At 67.9% G+C, this 21,193-nt stretch carries 21 protein-coding genes; 11 read left to right on the top strand and 10 right to left on the bottom strand.

The genetic code is table 11. The features are described from left to right. Window positions 1-8: 8 nt before the first annotated feature. The 6 genes from F9929_RS17300 to F9929_RS17275 form a co-directional block, all read right to left on the bottom strand. Window positions 9-1,121, bottom strand: coding sequence for a type 2 periplasmic-binding domain-containing protein (locus tag F9929_RS17300; RefSeq protein WP_152047807.1), 1,113 nt, complete (start codon window positions 1,119-1,121; stop codon window positions 9-11). Window positions 1,122-1,135: 14 nt separating this feature from the next. Then, on the bottom strand, window positions 1,136-2,296 hold the full coding sequence (locus F9929_RS17295) for a CaiB/BaiF CoA transferase family protein (RefSeq protein WP_152047806.1): 1,161 nt from the start codon (window positions 2,294-2,296) through the stop codon (window positions 1,136-1,138). A 42-nt stretch (window positions 2,297-2,338) separates the two neighbouring features. After that, window positions 2,339-3,400, bottom strand: coding sequence for a Gfo/Idh/MocA family protein (locus tag F9929_RS17290; protein WP_152047805.1), 1,062 nt, complete (start codon window positions 3,398-3,400; stop codon window positions 2,339-2,341). A 71-nt stretch (window positions 3,401-3,471) separates the two neighbouring features. Next, window positions 3,472-3,801, bottom strand: coding sequence for an L-rhamnose mutarotase (locus F9929_RS17285; RefSeq protein WP_152047804.1), 330 nt, complete (start codon window positions 3,799-3,801; stop codon window positions 3,472-3,474). A gap of 12 nt (window positions 3,802-3,813) precedes the next feature. Further along, complete coding sequence (locus F9929_RS17280; protein WP_152047803.1) at window positions 3,814-4,638, bottom strand: amidohydrolase family protein; 825 nt, start codon at window positions 4,636-4,638, stop codon at window positions 3,814-3,816. After that, window positions 4,635-5,438 carry an IclR family transcriptional regulator gene (locus F9929_RS17275; RefSeq protein WP_152047802.1) on the bottom strand — a complete coding sequence of 268 codons (804 nt, stop codon included), beginning with the start codon at window positions 5,436-5,438 and terminating at the stop codon, window positions 4,635-4,637. Before F9929_RS17275 ends, F9929_RS17280 begins: the two co-directional genes overlap by 4 nt. Window positions 5,439-5,581: 143 nt before the next feature. Between F9929_RS17275 and F9929_RS17270 the strand changes: the two genes are divergently transcribed. The 5 genes from F9929_RS17270 (at window position 5,582) to F9929_RS17250 (ending at window position 10,978) form a co-directional block, all read left to right on the top strand. After that, window positions 5,582-6,907, top strand: a complete 1,326-nt coding sequence (locus F9929_RS17270; protein WP_152047801.1) for an ABC transporter substrate-binding protein — start codon at window positions 5,582-5,584, stop codon at window positions 6,905-6,907. A gap of 88 nt (window positions 6,908-6,995) precedes the next feature. Beyond that, window positions 6,996-7,898: a carbohydrate ABC transporter permease gene (locus F9929_RS17265; protein WP_152047800.1), complete on the top strand. Its 903-nt coding sequence runs from the start codon at window positions 6,996-6,998 to the stop codon at window positions 7,896-7,898. Next, the gene (locus tag F9929_RS17260) at window positions 7,895-8,761 is read left to right on the top strand and encodes a carbohydrate ABC transporter permease (protein ID WP_152047799.1); all 867 of its coding nucleotides are present in this window, start codon (window positions 7,895-7,897) and stop codon (window positions 8,759-8,761) included. The genes F9929_RS17265 and F9929_RS17260 overlap by 4 nt, the downstream gene beginning before the upstream one ends. Before the next feature lie 11 nt (window positions 8,762-8,772). Next, a complete protein-coding gene (locus tag F9929_RS17255; protein WP_152047798.1) occupies window positions 8,773-9,867 on the top strand; it encodes an ABC transporter ATP-binding protein in 1,095 nt (364 codons plus the stop codon). Between the two features lie 4 nt (window positions 9,868-9,871). Next, entirely contained in the window at window positions 9,872-10,978 is a 1,107-nt protein-coding gene (locus tag F9929_RS17250) for a mandelate racemase/muconate lactonizing enzyme family protein (protein WP_152047797.1), read from the top strand. Window positions 10,979-10,990: 12 nt separating this feature from the next. Here F9929_RS17250 and F9929_RS17245 read toward each other — a convergent pair whose 3' ends face one another. Beyond that, window positions 10,991-11,761, bottom strand: a complete 771-nt coding sequence (locus F9929_RS17245) for an enoyl-CoA hydratase/isomerase family protein (protein ID WP_152047796.1) — start codon at window positions 11,759-11,761, stop codon at window positions 10,991-10,993. Window positions 11,762-11,763: 2 nt separating this feature from the next. Next, window positions 11,764-12,957, bottom strand: a complete 1,194-nt coding sequence (locus tag F9929_RS17240; RefSeq protein ID WP_152047795.1) for a CaiB/BaiF CoA transferase family protein — start codon at window positions 12,955-12,957, stop codon at window positions 11,764-11,766. Window positions 12,958-13,163: 206 nt separating this feature from the next. Between F9929_RS17240 and F9929_RS17235 the strand changes: the two genes are divergently transcribed. Genes F9929_RS17235 through F9929_RS17210 form a run of 6 tightly spaced genes read left to right on the top strand, consistent with a single transcriptional unit; the run spans window position 13,164 to window position 19,013 of the window. Continuing rightward, on the top strand, window positions 13,164-14,351 hold the full coding sequence (locus F9929_RS17235) for a substrate-binding domain-containing protein (RefSeq protein WP_152047794.1): 1,188 nt from the start codon (window positions 13,164-13,166) through the stop codon (window positions 14,349-14,351). 45 nt (window positions 14,352-14,396) lie between these two features. Further along, a complete protein-coding gene (locus F9929_RS17230) occupies window positions 14,397-15,224 on the top strand; it encodes an ATP-binding cassette domain-containing protein (RefSeq protein WP_152047793.1) in 828 nt (275 codons plus the stop codon). Continuing rightward, the gene (locus F9929_RS17225) at window positions 15,214-15,978 is read left to right on the top strand and encodes an ATP-binding cassette domain-containing protein (RefSeq protein ID WP_152047792.1); all 765 of its coding nucleotides are present in this window, start codon (window positions 15,214-15,216) and stop codon (window positions 15,976-15,978) included. Before F9929_RS17230 ends, F9929_RS17225 begins: the two co-directional genes overlap by 11 nt. Further along, window positions 15,975-16,934, top strand: a complete 960-nt coding sequence (locus tag F9929_RS17220; protein WP_152047791.1) for an ABC transporter permease — start codon at window positions 15,975-15,977, stop codon at window positions 16,932-16,934. Before F9929_RS17225 ends, F9929_RS17220 begins: the two co-directional genes overlap by 4 nt. Then, entirely contained in the window at window positions 16,931-17,890 is a 960-nt protein-coding gene (locus tag F9929_RS17215; protein ID WP_152047790.1) for an ABC transporter permease, read from the top strand. Before F9929_RS17220 ends, F9929_RS17215 begins: the two co-directional genes overlap by 4 nt. 13 nt (window positions 17,891-17,903) lie before the next feature. After that, window positions 17,904-19,013, top strand: coding sequence for a M24 family metallopeptidase (locus F9929_RS17210; protein ID WP_152047789.1), 1,110 nt, complete (start codon window positions 17,904-17,906; stop codon window positions 19,011-19,013). On the opposite strand, the gene F9929_RS17205 is transcribed toward F9929_RS17210, so the two are convergent. Continuing rightward, on the bottom strand, window positions 19,010-20,059 hold the full coding sequence (locus F9929_RS17205; RefSeq protein WP_235919378.1) for a LacI family DNA-binding transcriptional regulator: 1,050 nt from the start codon (window positions 20,057-20,059) through the stop codon (window positions 19,010-19,012). The two genes, F9929_RS17210 and F9929_RS17205, sit on opposite strands and share 4 nt — an antisense overlap. Then, a complete protein-coding gene (locus F9929_RS17200) occupies window positions 20,056-21,138 on the bottom strand; it encodes a lactonase family protein (protein ID WP_152047788.1) in 1,083 nt (360 codons plus the stop codon). The genes F9929_RS17205 and F9929_RS17200 overlap by 4 nt, the downstream gene beginning before the upstream one ends. Between the last annotated feature and the right edge of the window lie 55 nt (window positions 21,139-21,193).

Below are 21,193 nucleotides of genomic sequence, written 5' to 3'. Positions count from 1 at the left end.
CCGCTCTCCTAACCCTGAAAGCTCGCGGCGAAAAGCCTGTCGAGGTCGGCGAGCACGGAGCTGGCCGGCTCCTTGGCCCGAAGTCCCGCCGAAATGCGGTGGGAGGCGGCTTCCTGAAAGGCCATGTAGCCGTTGTGGCGGGGGCGGAGGTACGATCCCTCCAGCGTCGCACGCGTGTCCCGATAGAAACTGTGGACGGGGACGTTGACGGCCTCATCCTCCCAGGCCGCCGCGTGTCCCGGCTGGCCGCCGCCGGCCGCATAGGGCCCTCGCTGCGTTTCCGCGCTGGCGATGAAATAGGCGAAGTCGAGCGCCGCGACCGGATGGCGCGAGAAGGCCGAGACGGCGATGCCCGTGCCGCCGAGCGTGGCGCCAACTGGTTCTCGGCCTTTCGCCCGCACGATGTCTGCGAAGGCGAGGCGGCGGGCGCGGAAGCCCTCACGCGCATAGGAAATGTAGCCGTAGAGGTAGGGCGTGCAGTCGGCCGGCGAGTCCGGTTCGGCAAGGCGCTCGTAGACCGCGATCGGGTCGCGCTCGAAGTCGCCGGGATCGAGGTTCTCAGCGAGTTCACCGAGAAGCGACCAGACAGCCTTGCCTGCGGTCCGGTCGATCAGGGGACCCGGCTCCACCGCGCAGGGAGTGCCAAAATGGGCGGCGAGGGTGAAGAAAGTCATCAGCGCGTGCGGCGAGCGAAGCGGCAAGGCGAGGCGCTTCTCGCGGGATAAGGCGCGGATCTCTTCAATTGTCTCGGGCGCACGAGCGAGGCGGTCGGGACGATAAGCGAGTATCTGCGTCGCTGCATCAACGGGAAAGCCCCATTGCCGCCCGTGCCAGAAATAGGACCGGTAAGAGGGACCGACGCTGCCAGCCTCCATCGCCTCCCGCTCGGCCTCGCGGCCGGCCACGTCGAGCGGAAGAAGGCATTTCTCACCGGTGATCTGGCCGACATGAGGATGATCGATCACGAGGAGGTCGTAGGCCTTCGCCAACTCCTCAACGGGAAAGCTCTCGAAATCCTGTAGCGAGCGCTTGTCCCACTCGACCTTGACGCCGGTCTTGGCCTCGAAGAGTGGTGAGCAGGCAAGCATCGGGTCGATGCCGCGCGGGTGACTCCAGGTCATGCCTTTAAGGATCGTCACAGGCCGAACTCCCGTCGAATGCGTTCCGAATGCTCGCCGATGCGCGGCGCCGCCGCCGTGACCTCCGCCCGGTGCCCGTCGAAGCGAAGCGGCACGCGCGTGGTGCGGATCGAGACGTCGTCTCCCCGCGTCACCGTCTGCAGCATGTCGAGGGTGCGGAACCCCTCGTGCTCCATCAGCTCGGCCCAGTTCAGCACCTTGGCGCACCAGATGTCGGCGGGCTCGAGAATACCGAGCCAATGGTCGGAGGTTTCGCGAGTCAGCACCTGAGCGAGGATCGCCTTGATCTCGTCGCGCGCGGTGAACCAGGTCGCCGGGTCGTCGCGATAGGGGGCGAGATCTTCGATTGCCAACAGGTCCGCCAGCTTGGCGATCGGCGTCATCGCGAGGGCGAGGAAACCGTCCCTCGTCGGGTAAACACCGTAGGGCGCCGAGAGATAAGCGTGCGCCGAGCGGAAGGACGAGCGGCGCGGCAGGCGCCCACCGTCGTTGAGATGCGTCGTCAGCACCTCGAACTGCAAGTCGACCAACGCTTCGAGGAGGCTCGTCTCGACGTGCCGCCCCCGGCCCGTAACGCCACGCCCGACGAGGGCGGCGAGGATGCCATGGGCAAGCGCCGCGCCCGCCAGCATATCGCCGACCGCGAGGCCGAAGGGCACGGGCCCCTGCGTCTCGTCACCGTTCAGCCACATGACGCCGGAGCGCGACTGCGCGAGAAGGTCCTGCCCCGGCCGCTTCACCCAGGGACCGTCGTTGCCGTAGCCGGTGATCGAACCGTAGACAACCCGGGGGTTGATCGCCTTGACCGCCTCGTAGTCGAGGCCAAGGCGCTCGATGACGCCGGGGCGGAAATTCTGGATGACCACGTCGGCCCTGGCGATCAGCGTGCGCAGGGCCTTCAGATCCGCCTCGTTCTTTAGGTCGACGGCAAAGCTCTCCTTGGCACGATTGATCGCGTGGAAAATCGTGGAGTCGCCCCCGATCTCGGTGTCGGAAAGGTAGAGGCGGCGCGACAGGTCGCCGCCGTCCGGGCGCTCGACCTTAATGACGCGCGCGCCCATGTCGAGGAGGCGGAGCGAGCAGTAAGGCCCACTGAGGAACTGGCTCATGTCGACGACGACAAGCCCATCGAGCGGCAGGGCGTCTTCAGCGGGCATAGGAGGCGGTCTCCGATGGTACGGACTGGACAAGGAACGGCATCAGGCCTCGGGCAGCGGGGCGAGCGGCGTCGCAGGCGCGGCGCTGGAGGCGAAGCACGCCTCGACGAGAGCCATGGTGCCGAAGGCGTCCTCGACGCTCGTCACGAGGCGCATATCCTCACCGGCCGCGAAGCGCTGGAGGTTCGACATGGTGCCGATGAAGGCGTGGGGGAACCACGCTCCTTCCAGCGGCACGCTCTCCCACCCCCCGCCGCGTGCGCAGATCAAGAGCTCGTCCGACTCGCCGCGAGGATAGTCGAGGTTAACGCCAAGCTTGGCGACCGCCGCGCCATTCGTGCCTTCGAGACGGAAGGAGCAGTCCTGGAAGCGGCGGCCGAAATCGTGGTTGTGGTTGATCGACATCACAGCCCGCACGGTGTCGCCGTAGTCGAGGATCGCCGAGGTGCGGGTCTGCGCGACGTCGCTCGACGGGTGGCCGAGGGTCTTGGCGTGCACCCCTGCCGGGTCGCCGAGGAAATGGCGCATGAGGTCGAGATAGTGGATCGAATGCACCGCGATCTCGACGCGCTTCATGCCCTTGAGGAACGGCCAAAGGCTCCAGGGCGTCATGACGTTGGAGTGCATCTCCACCTCGACCAGCCGGCCGAGCCGCCCCTTCGCGACGGCGTCGGTCAGCGCCAGCATCATCGGCGCAAAGCGGAGCTGGAAGTTCACCGCAGCGACGAGCCGGCGCTCGCGCACAGCCTTCAGGATCGCGGTCGCCTCGGACAGGTCCGTGCCCATCGGCTTCTGGAGCAGCGCGGCGCTGCCCTCCGGCAGTCGGTTCAACACGGAGAGGTGAGCGGAAGGCGGCAGCGCGAGGTCGAAGACGGCGTCCCGCACGGCCAAAGCTTCGTCCAGCGTCGCAAAGGCCGGGACGCCGAAGCGTCCGGCGACGCCGCGGGCCTTGTCCGCGTCGAGATCGAAGACGCCGGCGACCGGAAGCTCGGCGAGGAGATAGGCCGGGAGGTGGGCGTCGGAGACGATGGTGCCGGCGCCGATCACGACGATCGGCCGCGGTGCCGACGGCCGCGACCAGACCTGTGCCAGCGCCTCCCCCATGATCCCCTCCGTATGATCCTTCTTATGTGAATAAGGATTTCATATACGGATCGATGGTGCAAGTGGCTGCGTTAGTCGTGGTGGAAGACCTCCTGCATCGGGGCCCACCATTCCCCGTGCCCACGCGTGTCCAGCGGCGCCTGCATCGGCATACAGAGCGCCCACCAGTCCTGCGTCACCGGGTCGGCAGCCATCTTCGCCATGTCGGCCGTGTAGTCGGTGCCGTGGTACTCGTAGACGGAAAAGAGCAGGTCCTCCGGCTCGCGCAAGAAGATCGTGTAGTTACGGATGTGGCAGGCCGAGATGGTCGCAAGAACCTTTGGCCAGACCTCGGCATGGAGCCGGCGGTATTCCGCCTTGTGCTCGGGTCGAAGCGCGATGACGCCGCCGTAGCGTTGCATAAAAACCCTCCGCTAGAGTCGGTAGATACGCCGGGCGTTGCCCGACAAGACTGCGGCCTTCTCGTCCATTGAGCAGTCGTCGAGCAGCGCGTGCGTCGCCTCGACCCAGCGGGTGAGGCTGGCGGTCAGGGTACAGACGGGCGCGTCGCTGCCCCAGACGATCCGGTCGAAACCGAACTCGGCGATGACGTGGTCCGCGAAGGGTCGGAGGTCCTCGACCGTCCAGTCGGGTTTCGCATAGGCGACGATGCCGGAAAGTTTCACGCAGACATTGGCGCGCTCGGCGAGCGCCGAAATTCCTTCCCGCCAAGGATCGAGCGCCTCCCCCGCGATGTCTGGCACGCCGCAATGGTCGAGCACGAACGAGACGTTCGGGCAGGCGTCCGCCAGATCCACGCCCAGGTGAAGCTGGCGGGCGAGGAGACAAAGGTCGAAGGAAAGCCCGAGCGGGACGAGGCGGCGCAGGTTCTCGGCGAAGCGCGGGGTCTGCGAAAGCGCGTCCGGCGATTGGTGGAGGATGCGGCGAAGGCCCTTCACGCCGGGCTTTGCCGCCAGCCGCTCCGCCTCGATGGCAAAGCCCTCTTCCTCCGGCCGGCAGGCGGCGAGCGCGCCGATCACCGGCGCGCCGTGCGACAGGGCGAAGTCCGTTTCGCGCTCGCGATCCCGCGGCGCGACGTCGACCTCCATGTGGAGCATCGCCTCAATCCCGAGCGGGCTCGCTTCGGCGAGGTAGTCCTCCAGCCGGTAGGGGCGGTTCAGCTTGGGCGCGTCCTCCAGCCAGGGATAGGAGAAACGCTCGGGGTAGACGAGGTGGAGATGGGTGTCGATGATCGTCATTCGCGTCCTCCCTCGGGACCATCAGGCCAATCGCCTCCGGCGGCGGCGGTTATCTCGCGCGCAGCCGCTTCCAGCCGCTCGCGCACCTCGTCCGTCGAGCGCGGGTTGTCGACATCGAGGCGGGGGAGATGGGCGCAGGTCAGGGCCGCGAGCACCCGCCCACTTGGCCCCATCAAAGGCATGGAAATGTTGGTGATGCCGGCCGTCTGCTGGCTCGGCATCATCTCGTAGCCCTGCGCGCGGACCCGGTTCAACCTCTCGTCGAAGTCGGCGACGCGGATCTCATGCGGCATCACCTCACGCTCTTCCAGCATCAATGCGCGCTCGGCGGGGGGGGCGAACGCAAGAAGGAGGTGGCCGGAGCCGGTGTTGAGGAGGCTGATATGCGACCCGACCCTGATCGCGATGCCCCAATATCCCGGCGCGTCGACCTGCGCGATCACGACAAGGCTGCCGCGGTCGTAGACCGTCATGTGACAGGACTGCTCGGCCTCGCGGGCAAAGCAGCGCATGACGGGCAGCGACTGGCTGACGAGCCGGCGCATCGGCGGGTGACGGTGCGCAAGGCCGAAGAGCTTCAGCGTCATCTCGTAGCGGTCCGCGCTGGTGCGCGCGACATAACCCCGGCGCACGAGGCGGTCGAGCATGCGGTAGATCTCGTTCGAGCTGCGGTCGAGCGCTTTGGCGATCTCGGACTGCGACATGCTTTCTTCGACGCCCGACAGAAGCTCGATGATGTCGAGCCCCTTGTCCAGGGCCGGCGCCCGGTAGCGTTCGTTGGTCTCGTCCGTCTTGGACATCGGGGCTCCTTCTCCTCCCGCGCGGCTCATGGCGAGTCTTGCGCTGATTGTGACCGGTTGACCGGACCCGCGCCACCGTGCTTACCTGCGAATTGATCTTTCAAATATGGAAAATCCGGCAAGCTGCGTTCTGGGAGGAACCAATGTCTTTGCGAAACATGCTGGGCGCGCTTGTCGCCTGCACCACGCTGGCCGGAGCCAGCCCCGCGCTCGCCGCTTTCGACTACGGCAAGTTCGACGGCACGACGCTGAAGGTGAAGCTCATCGGCGGTACGCAGTACGAGAAGCTCTACACGCGCACTCCCGAGTGGGAGAAGCTGACGGGCGCCAAGGTCGAGATCGTCTCGTCCAAGAACCACTTCGACCTCGACCGCGAGATCAAGCAGGATATCGCGGGGGGCACGATCAACTGGTGCGTCGCCTCCAATCACACGAGCTTCGCGCCCCAGTACGGCGACATCTACATTGATCTGAAGGAGAAGATACCGGCCGAGGAACTCGCCCTCTACGTGCCGGGCACACTTAAGTCGGCCGAGATAGACGGGCGGCTGGTGCAGCTCCCGCGCGTCACCGACGTCTCCAACCTCTACTACAACAAGCGCGTCTACGGCGATCCAGCGATCCAAACGAAGTACAAGGAGAAGTTCGGCACCGACCTCGCCCCGCCGAAGACCTACGAGGAATACAAGAGCCAAGCGATCTTCCTTTCCAGCCCGCCGAATCTCTACGGCACGGCGTTTCCCGGCAAGGACGAGGGCATGACCGGGCGCTTCATGGAGCTGGTGCGCGCCAACGGCGGCGACATGTTCGACGAGAACTGGAACCCGACCTTCAACGGGCCGGAGGGCGTCGCAGCCGTGCAATGGTTCGTCGACCTCTACAAGGCCAAGGCCGTGCCCGCCGGCACGGTGAACTACACCTGGGACGACATCGGCCAAGCCTTTGCCGCCGGCACCATGGCGATCGACCTCGACTGGCCGGGTTTCGCCGCCTTCTACAACAACAAGGAAACGTCCAAGGTCGCGGGCGACGTCGGCTTCGCGGTCGCACCCGTCGGGGCGTCCGGCAAGCGCGGCGGCTGGTCCGGCTCGCACTCCTTCTCCGTCACCAAGGACTGCCCGACGCAGGACGCCGCCGTTTCCTTCGTCGTCTTCATGACGAACTACGATTCGGAGATGCTGGAGGCGAGCGCCGGCAACCTCCCGACCCGCACCAAGGTGTTCGAGGACGTCGTCGCGAAGTTCAAGGCCGACGGCGACACCTACATGGCCGACATGTTCCAGACCTGGGAGTCCTCGCTCGGCGAGGCGCGCACGCCCCCGCTGGTGCCGCAGTGGATCGAAGTCTCCAACGTGATCTGGCCGCAACTCCAGGCCGCGATCGTCGGCGAGAAATCGGCCAAGGACGCTCTCGACCAGGCCGCGAACGAGGCCCGGACCATCCTCGAAGACGCCGGCATGATCAAATAGCGGCGGGCGGCGAGGCGGCTCTTCCGGCCGCCCCGTTCTACCATCTCGCGGCGGCATGAGGTCGCCTTCCTGTCATCCCAGGACACCCATGCGCTTTCTCCGCTCGCCGCGCGCGATCCCCTATCTCCTGCTTCTGCCCGCGATCGTCGTGATCCTCGGCGTCGTCGCGGTGCCGCTCTGCGTCTCGCTGTGGTCGAGCTTCACGCCCTACAACCTGACGCGCCCGGCGACGCTCTACACCTTTGTCGGCTGGCGCAACTACGCCAGGCTGATGGAGAATGCCGACTTCTGGTGGGCCTTCGGGCGCACCATCCTTTTCATCACGGTGACGCTGAATCTGGAACTCGTGCTCGGCCTTGGCCTCGCGCTACTCGTCAACCAGATCACTGTCGGCCAGCGAGCGCTGCGCACGGTGATGATGTTCCCGATGATGTTCTCGCCGATCCTCGTCGGCTTCCAGTTCAAGTATATCTTCAACGACGCCGTCGGCCTCCTCAACAACGCCCTGTTCGACCTCGGCCTGATCGAGACGCCGATCCCCTGGCTGGTGGAGGGAACGCTCGCCAACCTCTCGATCATGGCCGCGGAAGTCTGGATGTCGACCTCGGTCTTCGCGATCCTCCTCCTTTCCGGCCTCCTCGCGCTGCCGAAAGAGCCGATTGAGGCGGCGAAGGTCGACGGCTGCGGGTCGATCCAGGTCTTCCGCCACATCACCCTGCCCTTCCTCATGCCCTTCGTCTTCATCGCCATGACGATCCGCTCGCTGGACGTGGCGCGCGCCTACGACATGGTGCGGATCATGACGAACGGGGGGCCGGCGGGGCGGACCGAACTCCTGTGGACCCTGATGGCGCGCACGGGCTACCAGAACTCGCAGATGGGGCTCGCCAACGCCATGGGCTACGTGTCGATCCTCACCTCCATCCTCTTCACCGTCTACTTCTACCGCAAGCTCGCCAACGCCCGCCGCTACATGGGAGGGGCGGAATGAGCGCGCGGCCCCTCACCATCGAAAAGCCCTGGCAGCGCTGGTTGATCCGCCTCGGCGTCTTCGTGGCGATGTCAATTCTCTGCATCCCCGGCCTCTGGGTGGTGCTGACGGCCTTCCGCCCGAATATCGAGATCCTTGCGCGCCCGCCGATCTGGATCCCGCAGAACCCGACGCTGTCGAATTTTCAAGGCATCTTCGGCCTCCTGCCGGAGCAGCAGCAGGGCTTGCCGGTCGCGCGCTACTTCCTGAACTCTCTCGTGATCTCGCTGACCTCGACGGCGGTCGCCATCCTTGTCGGAATGATGGGCGGCTACGCATTCGCGCGCTACCGCTTCAAGGCGAAATCCGCCTTGTTCGTTTCCTTCATGCTGTCGCGCACGGTGCCGGGCATCGCCCTGTCGCTGCCGCTCTTCATCGTGTGGAGCCGGCTCGGCATCCTCGACACGTCCTTCGGGCTGATCCTCGTTTATCTCGCGATCAACATCCCCTTCACGATCTGGCTGACCGATGGTTTCTTCCGCCAGATCCCGGTGGACCTTTCGGAGGCCGCGCAGATCGACGGCTGCACGCGCTGGCAGGCCTTCTGGCGGATCGAATTTCCGCTGGCGCGTTCGGGGCTGGCGTCGGCCGCGATCTTCGCTTTTCTCACCTCGTGGAACGAGTACGCGCTGGCAAGCCAGCTCACCCGCACCACGGCGTCCAAGACCATGCCGGTCGGGCTCATGGACTTCACCGCCCAGTTCACCGTCGACTGGGCCGGCATGAGCGCCATGGCCGTCCTGATCATCGTACCGGCCCTCGTCCTCACCTTCGTCGTGCAGAAGCACCTCATCGCCGGCCTCACCTTCGGCGGCGTGAAGTAGAGTATTCGCCCATGGCCAACGTCACCCTCCGAAAGGTCGTCAAGCGCTACGGAGCGGTCGAGACCGTGCACGGCATCGACCTTGCGATCGCGCACGACGAGTTCGTCGTGCTGGTCGGTCCGTCCGGCTGCGGCAAGTCGACGACGCTGCGCATGATCGCGGGGCTAGAGGAGATTTCCGGCGGCGAGATCGAAATCGGCGCGCGCGTCGTCAACGCCCTGCCGCCGCGCGAGCGCAACATCTCCATGGTGTTCCAGAGCTACGCACTCTACCCGCACATGAGCGTCGCCGAGAACCTCGCCTTCGGCCTCAAGATCGCCGGAACGCCGCAAGCAGAGATCGACCGAAGGGTGAAGGACGCGGCCGCCATCCTCGGCCTCGACCCCTACATGGACCGCCTGCCGGCGAACCTTTCCGGCGGCCAGCGCCAGCGCGTCGCCATGGGGCGCGCGATCGTGCGCGAGCCCGACGTCTTCCTGTTCGACGAGCCCTTGTCGAATCTCGACGCCAAGCTCCGCGGCCAGATGCGCGTCGAAATCAAGAAGCTGCATCAGCGCGTCAGGACCACCGTCGTCTACGTCACGCACGACCAGGTCGAGGCGATGACGCTCGCCGACCGGATCGTGATCATGCGCGACGGCCATATCGAACAGGTCGGAACGCCGACGGAGGTTTTCGAGCGCCCGGTGAACCTCTTCGTGGCGGGCTTCATCGGCTCGCCGCCGATGAACCAGCTCGAAGCGCGCGCCGAGGTAAGGGAGGGCCGCGCCTTCGCCGTGCTGACCGACGGCACGAGGATCCCGCTCGCCCCCCTGCCGCTCGACGATGGCCAGCCGGTCGTCGTCGGCTTCCGCCCGGATGCACTGGCGCCGGAAGGCCACGCTCTCTACGGCGACGGCGAGGCGCTGCGGCTGGAGCGCATCGTCTCGCTCGCCGAACCGCTCGGCACCGAGACGATCCTCTTCCTGCCGCTCGGCGGACGCGAGGTCCTGTCGCGCATGCTGAATCCGCGTGTGGTCCAACCGGGCGAGACGCTCGCTTTCCGCCTCGACCTCGCCCATCTCCACGTCTTCGATGCGGCGAGCGGCCGCCGGCTGGAGGCCTGACGCCATGGCGAGGATCGCGCGCGTCGAGTTCCTGATGGTGGACCTGCAGCCGAAAGTGAAGCGGGTCGATGCCATCCAGAGCTTCGTCAGCCAGGAAACGCCGATCGTGCGCATCACCGACGCGGACGGGGTTAGCGGCACCGGCTACAGCTACACGATCGGCACGGGCGGCCCGGCCGTCCTCTCGCTGATCGAGAGGACGCTCGCCCCCGCGATTCTCGGCCGCGAGGCGGGGGAGATCGAGGCGATCTGGCGCGACCTCCTGTTCCTGACCCACGCCACCACCGTCGGCCCCCTCACCGCCATCGCCATGGCGGCGATCGACACCGCGCTCTGGGACCTTCGCTGCCGCCGCGCGAACCTGCCCCTCCACCGCCTCGCAGGCGGGGCTCAAGGATCCGTGCCGCTCTACACGACCGAGGGCGGCTGGCTGCACCTGCCCGTCGAGGCGCTGGTCGAGGATGCGCTGCGGGCGAAGGCGGAGGGCTTCACCGGCGCCAAGTTGAAGGTCGGGCGCCCCGTCCACGAGGATGTCGCCCGCATCGCAGCGGTGCGCGAGGCGGTGGGGCCGGGCTTCGAGATCTTCACCGACGCCAACCAGGCGTTCCGCGTTGACGAGGCGATCCGCAGGGCGCGGCACTACGAGGCGCTCGACATCGGCTGGCTGGAGGAGCCGCTGCCGGCCGACGACATCGACGGCCATGTCCGCCTGTCGCAAGCGACGACGCTTCCCGTCGCGGTCGGCGAGAGCCTCTACAGCCCCTCGCACTTTCGTGAATACCTGCAGCGCGGCGCCTGCTCGGTGGTACAGGTCGATGTCGGGCGCATCGGCGGCATCACGCCCTGGCTGAAGGTCGCCCATCTCGCCGAGTGCTTCAACGTCGCTGTGTGCCCGCATTTCCTGATGGAGCTGCACGTCGCGCTCTGCGCCGCCGTGCCGAACGCGCGCTTCGTCGAATACATCCCCCAGCTCGACGAGATCACGACGGAGGGCCTTCGCATCGAGGCAGGCTGCGCGATCCCGAGCGAAGCGCCGGGTCTCGGGATCGCCTGGGACTGGCCCGAGATCGAACGCCGCAAGGTGTCGGGCTCCGGCGTTCTCCTTGTCTGACGCGTGCCCGCCCTACCGCCGGCGGAAGACGGGCGCACGCTTCTCTTTGAATGCGGCGCGCCCTTCGGCCGCGTCGGCGGTGCCGAAGCAGATCGTCTGGAGGTCGCGCTCGTATTCCGTCGCCTGCTCGCGCGACATGGCATAGGCGGCCTTGATGTTCGCCTTCGCCGTTTCGGCGGCGATGGGCGCACGCGCGGCGATGACCTCGGCGAGCGCGCGGGCGCGGGGCATGAGCGCGTCCGGGGCGAGAACCTCGCTGACGAGGCCCCAGCGCTCGGCCTTCCCGGCGTCGATCGGATCGCCGGTCATCAGCATCAGCGCGGCGTTGGAGGCACCGACGGAATGGGCGAGGCCGGCCGCCATGCCCCCGCCCCCGATCCAGCCGAGCTTGACCTCGGGGGCGGCGAACACGGCCTTGGCGGAGGCGAGGCGGATGTCGCAGCTCATCGCCGTTTCCAGCCCCCCGCCGAAGGCGTAGCCGTTGACGGCCGCGATCGAGGGCTTGAGGAGACGGCGGATCGCGTCGCAATAATCCGAGCGGTTGCGGAAGGCCCAGGGGGTCTCGTAGGCGTCGAGCGTGGCGATGTCGGAGCCGGCGCAGAAGGCCCGTTCGCCCGCCCCGGTGACGATCACGCAGCGGATCGCGTCGCTGGCGTTGCACCGCTCCACGGCGTCAACGATCGCGTCCGCCATCGCCGGCGTCACGGCGTTGAGCTTTTGCGGCCGGTTGAGCGTAATGACGGCGACCGCGCCTTCGATGGCAAAGAGGATGTCGTCCTCCATCCTCAAGCCTCCCCGAGCGAGACGGCGCCGGCATCGGCGAGTCCAGCGATGCGCGCCACGTCGTAGCCCGCCTCCTCCAGCACTTGCCGCGTGTGCTCGCCGGTGAGAGGCGCGCCGCGAGCGACGATGGAAGGGGTCTTGGAGAACCGGATCGGGAAGCCCGGCGTCTTCACGCGCCCTTCCGTCGGATGGTCGTATTCCACGAAGGTGCCGTTGTGGCGGATCTGCTCGTCGGCGACGAGATCGCCATAGCCGTAGACCGGCCCGCACCAGATGTCGGCGGCGCGCATGAGCGCCAGCCATTCCTCCGACGTCTTGGTCTTCAGCTTCTCGCGCGTCCTGGCGAAGATCTCGTCGCGGCGCGTCCAGGTATCAACATCGTCGGCCATGGTGAGGAAGCTGTCTTCGCCTATCACCTCGCCGAGGGTCTTCAGCTTCGGAAAGGCGACGATGATGAAGCCGTCGCTGGTGGCGAACGCGCCGTAGGGCGCGCGGATGAAGACGTGGGCGTGCGGCTCGGCCGAGCGCTGCTGCGGCTTGCCGCCGACGGTGAAGACGGAAAGCTCCTGCATCTGGATCGTCGTGATCGCGTCCAGCATGTTGACCTGCACGAGTTGGCCCTCGCCTGTCCTTTCGCGGTGGAGCAGCGCGGCGAGAGCGCCCTCGAAGGCGCTGTAGGCGGTGACGGCGTCGACGAGATACTGCCCGGCGGCTGTCGGCGGCTCGCCCTCGCGGCCCGCCGACAGCATCGCGCCGGACATGCCCTGGAGCACGAGGTCCTGGCCCGGGCGGTTCACGTAGGGACCGTCCTCGCCATAGCCGGAGATCGAAACGTAAACGAGGCGCGGATTGATCGCGGAAAGCGTTTCGTAGTCGACGCCGAGGCGTTTCGCGACGCCCGGCCGGTAGTTCTGCAGGAAGACGTCGGCGCTCCGCACGAGATCGAGCAGCACCTCGCGCCCGCCCAGCGACTTGAGGTCGACGGCGAGGGAGCGCTTGTTGCGGTTCAGCGACAGAAAGGAAACGTTGACCTTGTTGCCCTCCGCCCCGCCCGCCGCGACATGGCGCTGCCACTCGCCGGCAAGCGGCTCGACCTTGACGACGTCGGCGCCCAGATCGCCGAGGCGCTGCGCCGCGAAGGGGCCGGCCATGGCGATCGAGCAGTCGAGGACGCGGTAGCCCGAAAGAATTCCCATACGTGTCCTTTTCCTGGTGCGGAAGCGTGAAGCGGCATCGAGGGTAGACGAGATTTGCGTCTTGTCTAGAGTGAGCGCTAACATTTCCGGCGGCGCGGAAGAAAGGTGAGCGCTCACTTCGTCGTTGACGCCGTTGCAGTATGTGAATAATCATTTCATGAATGAAGAACGGCGGGAGGCCGTTCTCCTCGGGGGAGGAAGACACGATGCGGACGCTGCACGCGGCCATGGGCCTGACCGTCTCCATGCTGGTCCTGTCGACGGCGCAGGTCCTCGCGCAGGACCGCTCCGGCGCACTCGGCAAGCTGCCGGCGGAGCTTCAGGCGCTCTACACCGACGCCGTCGAGGTCGGGCCGTCGCAATACGCGGACTTCAAGGCGCCGCCGAAACCCTGGCGCTGGTGCCATTCGGAATCCTACATGGGCAATCCGTGGCGCGTGACCTTCAACGCCGAGCTTTCCCGCCTCGTCGACGCTGCCAAGGCGTCGGGCGACGTATCGGAGTTCGTGGTCTCCGATTCCAACGGAGACGCCACGCAGCAGATCTCGCAGATCCGCGCCTTTGTCGAGCAGGGCTGCTCCGTGATCACGACGATCGCGGGTTCCCCGACGGCGCTGAACGCAGTGATCGAGGACGCCTACAAGGCCGGTATCCCCGTCGTCACCAGCGCCGGCGCGGTGATGACGCCGGCCGCCGTCAACGTCATGCACAACCAGAACCTCTGGGGCTACGACATGGGCAAGGGAATCGCCGCCGCCCTGCCGAACGGGGGCGCGATCCTTCAGGTCGAGGGCATTTCGGGTCATCCGCTGGTGCAGCAGGAAAATGCCGGGCTGGACAAGGCTGTGGCGGAGGCCGGCAACCTTACGATCGCGCGCAAGGTCAGCGGCGAGTGGACCGGCTCCACCACCAAGTCCGCCGTTCTTCAGGCGCTCGCGACGACGCCGCAGCCGATCGACGCCGTCTGGTCGACGGGCAGCGAGGCGCGCTTCATCGCGGAAGCCTTCGGCCAGGCCGGCCGCCCGCTGCCGCTGATCGCGGCCTCCATCTCCGGCGACGCTCTCGGCTACTGGAACGAGAACAAGGACACGTTCAAGTTCACCGGCGGCGAGGTCTCGCCGCATGTCGCCGCGCAGAACGCTTTCCGCGTCGCCCTGCGGCTCCTCGACGGGCAGAAGCCCCTCGTCAACACGCTGATCGCGCCGATGCCGAAGGTGACCGAGGCCGATCTACCCACTTGGTACAAGGACTGCATGAAGCCGGACTCGGCCGCGATCTTCCCGATCCCGCCCTCCGATCCGTTTCCGGAAGAGCTGATGAACGGTTATTTCGAGGGCGGCAAGGCGACTCCGGCCTACGACTTCGCCAAGGTCCCTGCGTCCTGCCCACAGTGAGGACCACCGGGGGCGTGCCCTCGCTCTCGTCCCGGAAAGCCTGAAATGCCCGAGCCGACGCAGACCGACCGGGCGACCTCGCGCGTCCACCAGACGATGGCGGCGGCCGCGCGCGGCCGGGTCCGCCCGGCCCCGCCCGTCGAAACGCTCGCGCTCGACGGCATCGCTAAGCGCTACGGCGAGACCGTTGCCCTTGCCGGTGCCTCGCTGACCTTCACGCCCGGCATCCACACGATCCTCGGCGAGAACGGCTCGGGCAAGAGCACCATGCTGAAGATCCTGTCCGGCGTCGTCGACCCCAGCGAGGGTCGCCTTCTCCTGGGCGGGCGGGAATTCACCGCCGGCTCGCCGCGCGAAATGCGCGACCGTGGCCTCTCGACCGTGTTCCAGGAGGTGCTGATCGCCCCGCACCGGTCCGTCGCCGACAACGTCTTCCTCGGCACCGACGGCTTCTTGCGCCGCACGCTCGCCCGAGCCGAGGCGTGGGAGGCGGCGCGAGCCCTTCTCGGCCTTCTCGCCCGCTTCCCCATCGATCCCGATGCTCTGGCCGGCACGCTGCCGCTCGCCTCCCAGCAGATCGTCGTGATCGCCCGCGCCCTCGCCCGCCTGCCCTCGATCCTTCTTCTCGACGAGGCGACGGCCGCGCTCGACTACGCCGACCGCGATCGCGTCTTCGAAGTGGTGGAGGACTATGCGAGGCATGGCGCTCTCGTGATCTTCATCTCGCACCGGATGGAGGAGGTGAAGCGCCTGTCGGACCGCGTCACCGTCCTGCGCAGCGGCCGGCTGGTCGAGACACTGGCGCGGGGCGAGGTGACGAGCCGGCGCCTCCTCGACCTCATGGCCCCGGAGGCCCGTCTTCATGTCGCCTGACGCGCGCGAAGTGCTTGTCTACGAGAACGTCGTCCTCGCGCCCGGTCGCGCCCCGCTCTCCGGCGCCCTTCTGGCCGGCGAGATCGTCGGCTTCGCCGGGCTCGAAGGGCATGGGCAGGAGGAGTTCCTCCTGACGCTCGCCGGGCTTCGCAAGACGGGCGGCGGGCGCATCGCGGTCCAGAACGCCGACCGGGGCTTGGCCGCCTATGCCGACCATCATGCCGCCGCCCGCCACGGCGTCGTTTATCTTCCGCGCGACCGGCGGGCGACGGGCATCTTCCCCGTCCTCCCGGTGCTGGACAACTTCGGCCTGCCCTCCATGCGGCGCTTCTCGATCGCCGGGATCCTCGACCGCAAGCGCCAGCGCGAAGCGCTCGCGCGCTACACCGAATTCCTCTCCATTCGCCATCCCGGCCCCGGCGCGCCGATTTCGGCGCTTTCGGGCGGCAACCAGCAGAAGGTGCTGCTCGCCCGGCTCCTGGCGCTCGAGCCGCGCGTGATGCTCCTCAACGACCCGACGCGCGGCGTCGACCTCGCGACGCGGCTGAAATTCTATGCCGCCTTCCGCGATCTGGCACGCGAGAAGAACATCGCCCTCGTGGTGCTTTCCACCGAGATCGAAGAGATTCTGCAGGTCTGCGACCGCGTCCGGATCTTCCACGATTTTTCCGAGACCGCCGTGATCGAGAAGAAGGACATGACCATGAACGGCGTCATCGCCGCGATGTTTGCGCAAGGGAGCCCCACGCCGTGAGCCTGTCGCGCCTGTTTCGCGGTCGCGAGGACACGCGCCTCGCCGCCCTCCTCTTCGTCCTCCTCCTCGTCGCGAACGCCGTGCTGAACCCCGCGCGCTTCGCGCCGTCGAACTGGGGCTCCGTCCTTGGTCTCGCCGCGCCGCTTCTCCTCACCTCACTCGCCGTGACGCTGCCCTTCCTTGCGGGCCGAGGCTCGATCGACGTCTCGGTCGGTCCGCTGATCGGGCTCGTCAACGTCCTGATCGTCAAGGGGCTGATCCTCGGGGCCGGCCTTCAGTCGCCGCTCGCGATCGTGCCGGCCGCGCTCCTTCTCGGCCTCCTTTCCGGCGCACTGAACGGCTTCCTCGCCGCGATCCTGCGCATCCAGCCGATCGTCGCGACGCTCGGCACCTATCTCGTTTATTCCGGCCTCGCCCTCACGGTCCTCCCCTCGCCCGCCGGCAGCGTGCCGGACTGGCTGCGCGCGCTCGCCGGGCCCTTGTCGGTCCTTCCGGTCGGGGCGGCGGTGCTTCTCTGGCTCGTCCTTCGCCGCCTTCCCTTCCACGACCTCCTGATGGCGACAGGCAGCGACGACCGCGCGGCCTACACGGCCGGGATCGACGTGCCGCGCGTACGCTTTACGGCCTATCTCCTCGCCGGCCTCTTTGCCGGCCTCGCCGCCCTGTCGCTGACGGCCCTCATCGGCTCGGGCGATCCCAATATCGGGCCGGGCTACACGCTGATCGCGATCGCGGCGGCGGCGCTCGGCGGCGTCGGCCTTGCCGGCGGCGTCGGCGGACTGGTCGCCGCCTTTCTCGGCGCGGCCGACATCTTCCTGCTCCAGAGCGTTCTGACGAGCTTCAACGTCTCGACCTTCGTGCTGCAGATGACCTACGGCGCCGTGCTCGTCCTTGCCGTCTGCCTGAACTCGGAAAAGCTGAAACGGCGCCTCGCCCGGCGGAGGGCTGCGGCATGACCGCCTCCTCGCTCACCGGCAACCGCGCGCTGGTCGCGGTCGCGGGCGCCGTTCTCGTCTTCGCGGCTGGAGCGGTGATGATTCCGGGCTTCGCCAGCCTCTTTTCCGTGCGCGCCACCCTGATCCTCGCAGCATTGCTGGCCATCGCCGCGCTCGGCCAGACGCTGGTGATGATTCTCGGCGGCATCGACCTCTCGATCCCCTTCGTGATCGGCTTCGCCAACGTCGTCTTCGCGAGCCTCTACGGCGAAGGCATACCGGCCCCGCTCGCCTTCGCGATCGTGATCGGCTGCGCCGGCCTGATCGGCGCGGTCTCCGGCACGCTGTCCGCTGCGCTCTCGATCCATCCGCTGATCGTGACGCTCGGGATCGGCACGATGGTGCAGGCGCTGGTGCAGATCTGGACGCGCGGCCTGCCGACCGGCTCGGCCCCGCCCTTCGTGAACGGGTTCGTCTCGCTCGGCGGCTCGGTCGGCCCGCTGCCCTTTCCACCGCTCGTGCCCTTCACAGCACTTCTCGCGCTCGCCACGCTCTTCACGCTCCGGCGCACGATCTACGGGCGCAAGCTCTTCGCCCTCGGCTCGAACCCCAAGGCTGCAGAGCTTGCGCTGGTGCGCCCGGTTGCAACCTGGGCAACGACCTTCGCCCTCAGCGCGGTCTTCGCGGCGTTGGCCGGGATCCTCCTTCTCGGCTTCACCGGTTCCTCCAGCGCTGGCGTCGGTGCGCCCTACTTGTTCCAGACAGTCTCGGCCGTCGTGATCGGCGGCACGGCGCTTGTCGGCGGACGCGGTGGCTATGTCGGCACGGTCGCGGGCGCCGTGGTGCTGGTGGAATTGCGCACCATCCTCATCGGCCTCGGCCTGTCGGAAGCGAACGTCCAGGCCGCGCTCGGCCTCCTGATCCTCGGGCTCGTCGCCGTCTACGGCCGCGACCAGCACATCCGCAACCTGATCTGAAGGAAGCCGACCCATGGACGAGCGCCTCCAGCGAACCGCCGCCGCGGTCCGGGCCGCCGGGGCAGACTGGGCGGTCCTGACGAGCCCGGACGCGGTCGCCTACGCCACCGGCCACGTCGTTCCGATTGAAGCCGGCCCCTCGCCCTTTTCCGGCGGCCCGGCCGTCGCGATGGTCGGTGCCGACGGGGCCTGCGGCCTCCTCGTCACCAACCTCGAAGCCGGAACGCCAAGCTGGGCCGCGCGCGTCGTCTCTTATGTCGGATTCTCCCACATGGCGCCCGCCGATATCCCGGCCAACTACCGCGCGGCAACCTCGACACTCGCGCGGGACATGGGCTTCGGCGGCCGGATCGCGGTGGAGGAAAGCTTCCCCTTCGCCCTTCGCGACCTCCTCGGATTGCAGGAGCCGATCCCGATCGACCCGCATCTGCGCGAGGCGCGCGCCGTGAAGACGGCGGCGGAGATCATGGCGCTTCGCGAAGCAGCGCTCACCGCCTCCGCCGGCCAGCGCGCCTTCCTCGCCGCCGCGCGCGCGGGCCGGAGCGAGCTGGAAATCTTCGCCGACATCCGCCTCGCAATGGAAACGCGGGCCGGCGCGCGCCTGCCCGTCACCGGCGACCTCGTCTCGGGGACCGAGCGCACTTCGGCCTTCATGGGCTGGCCGGGCAACCGGCGGCTGGCAATGGGAGATCCGATCATCTGCGATCTTGCCCCGCGCGTCGCAGGCACCTGGGGCGACAGTTGCGCGTCCGCAATGCTCGGCGGCGCGTCGCCGGCCTTCCGCAGGCTCTTCGATGCGGCGAAGACGGCGCTGGACCTCGCCATCGCGACCCTTCGCCCAGGCCTCGTCGCCGGCGATCTCGACGCCCTCCTGCAGGCCCATGTCGCGCGGCACGGCTACGGCTACGCCCACCATTCCGGCCATTCGATCGGCAGCGGCGTCCACGAATGGCCGCGCCTCGTCGGGCACGAGCGCGCTGCCTTGCGCGAAGGCATGGTGCTGATGGTCGAGCCACAGGCCTTCGATCCCGCAATTGGCGGCGTGCGGCTGGAGCACATGCTGCATGTCACTGCGACGGGCTGCGCGGTGATGACGGACTTCCCGCACCAGCCGGACGTTTAAGCGCTGTCCCGAATCATGAGGCGGAAGCCGACATCGATGCGCTTGTCGGCTAGCGGGCGCCCGCTCATGCCTTCGAGGAGGAGGCGCCCGGCCTCGCGCCCGATGGTCGCGGCGGGGACGGCGACCGTCGTCAGCGCCGGGTTGAGGTGGCGGGCGAGCTCAAAGTCGCCGAAGCCGGTGATCGCGATCTCGCCCGGCACCGCGATCCCCTGCCGCCCGGCGGCGAGGAGCGCGCCGGCAGCGATGACGTCGCTCGAGAACATCACGGCGTCGGCGTCCACGTGCTCGGCCCGGACACGCTCCAGAAGGCACGCGCCGGATTCCATCGCCAGCGGCAGGTCGGCGGCGATGCAAAGACGCGGAGCCTCGCCGGGAAACAGCGTTGCCATCGCGGCCAGGAACCCATCCCGCCGCTCGGCCGCGCGCGCGTCGCCCCGGCGCAGGACTCCCGCAAAGACGATGCGCCGCCGGCCCGTATCCGCCAGATGCTTGGCCATCGCCGCGATCGCCGCCTCGTTGGAGAAGCCGACGAGCCCGTCGATTGGCCGGCGCGTCTGGTCCCAGCCCTCGACAACAGGGATGCCGGCGCGGCGGAGCAGTCCGGTGCAGGCGCGCGTGTGCTGCGTGCCGATCACGAAAACCCCGTCCGGCCGGCGCCCGAGGAGGCTGCGCACCACCGCCTCCTCCCGGTCCGGCCGGTAGTCGGTGTTGCCGAGGAAGATCTGGTAGTTCGCGGCGTTCAGCACCTGCGAGAAGTGCTGGATCGTTTCGGCGAAGACCGACGCGGAAAGCGTCGGGATGATCGCGGCGACCGTGTTGCTGCGCGCGGAAGCGAGATGGCTCGCCGCCAGATTCTGGACATAGTGCGTCTTCTCGATCGCCGCCTCGATCGCTTGGCGCGTTTCCGCCGTCACCGTCCCCGGCGCCCGCAGCGCCCGCGAGACCGTCTGCATGGAAACGCCGGCGGCGGCGGCGACCTCGGCCATGGTGACGGCCGAGCCCTTGCGCCGCGCCTTGCGAACGGAAGGCGACGCTGCCTCGCTCACAGGCGGAAGGGGCGCACGCAGACCGGACTGCCGATCGCGATGCGCCGGCCGCTGTCGCGCAAGGTCCCCGCCACCTCGTCGCGGCGGAAGATCGCGATCTCGTCGCTGTTCTGGTTGGCCATAAGAACGAGGCGTCCGTCCGGCGAGAGGGCGAAGTTGCGCGGCGTCCGGCCGCCGGAGGGCACCTGCCCACGCGGCTCCAAGCGCCCGGTCTCGGCATCCACCACGAAGACGGCGAGGCTGTCGTGCCCGCGATTGGACGTGTAGAGGAAGCGCCCGTCCGGCGCGAGATGGATATCCGCGCCGTGGCTCTCGATCCCCAACGGCACGGCCGGCACTGTCTGGACGAGGGTGAGCGCCTCGCCCTGCCGCTCGATCACGGAGACGGTGGAGTCGAGTTCGTTGGTGACATAGGCGAAACGTCCGTCGCGCGACTGGGCGATATGGCGCGGCCCGGCGCCGGGCGGCAGTTCCACGGACCCGGCCAGCGACAGCGCGCCCTCGGCGCCAAGGCGGTAAAGGAGCACGGTGTCGAGGCCGAGATCGGCGACGAGCACCGCCCCGCCTTCCGGCGTCTCGATCACGCAATGGGCGTGCGAGCGCTCCTGCCGGTCGGGTACGCGGCCCGCGGCACCGGGATGGGCGACGCTCGCGACCGGCGCGCCGAGACCGCCTTCATCGAGAACGGGAAGAACGGCGAGCGACTTGTCCGGGCCGCCTTCGCCCATCGCGTAGTTCGCCACGAGAAGGAAGCGCCCGTCCCGGCTGATGGTGTTGTGGGCGGCGATGCTGCCCAGCGTCGGCTGCTTGTTGAGATAGAACAATGCCTGCCCGTCGAAGCGATAGGCGCTGACTGTCCCCTCGTGCCAGCCGAACACCTCGGAATTGGCGTAGATCGTGCCTTGCGCGTCGACGCTGAGGAAGGTCGGGTTGTCGATCGTCGAGGTGCCGGCGACGCGCGTCACCGTCAAGCTCTCCTCGTCGAGCGCGAAAATCGTCAGCCCCTCGCCCCGCGCGCTCTGGAAATAGGGTGCTTCCCGGTTCACCGAACCGACCGCCAGATAAAGATCCAATACCATCCTCCCCGCCTTGCGGCCCTGCACCCCTTCGCGCTCCGTGGAGCGTCGCTCTCCG

Source organism: Aureimonas psammosilenae (assembly GCF_009176975.1).
Taxonomy (GTDB): domain Bacteria; phylum Pseudomonadota; class Alphaproteobacteria; order Rhizobiales; family Rhizobiaceae; genus Plantimonas; species Plantimonas psammosilenae.
The sequence above is the reverse complement of the archived record's forward strand: the minus strand, read 5'-3'. Positions and strand labels throughout refer to the sequence as shown.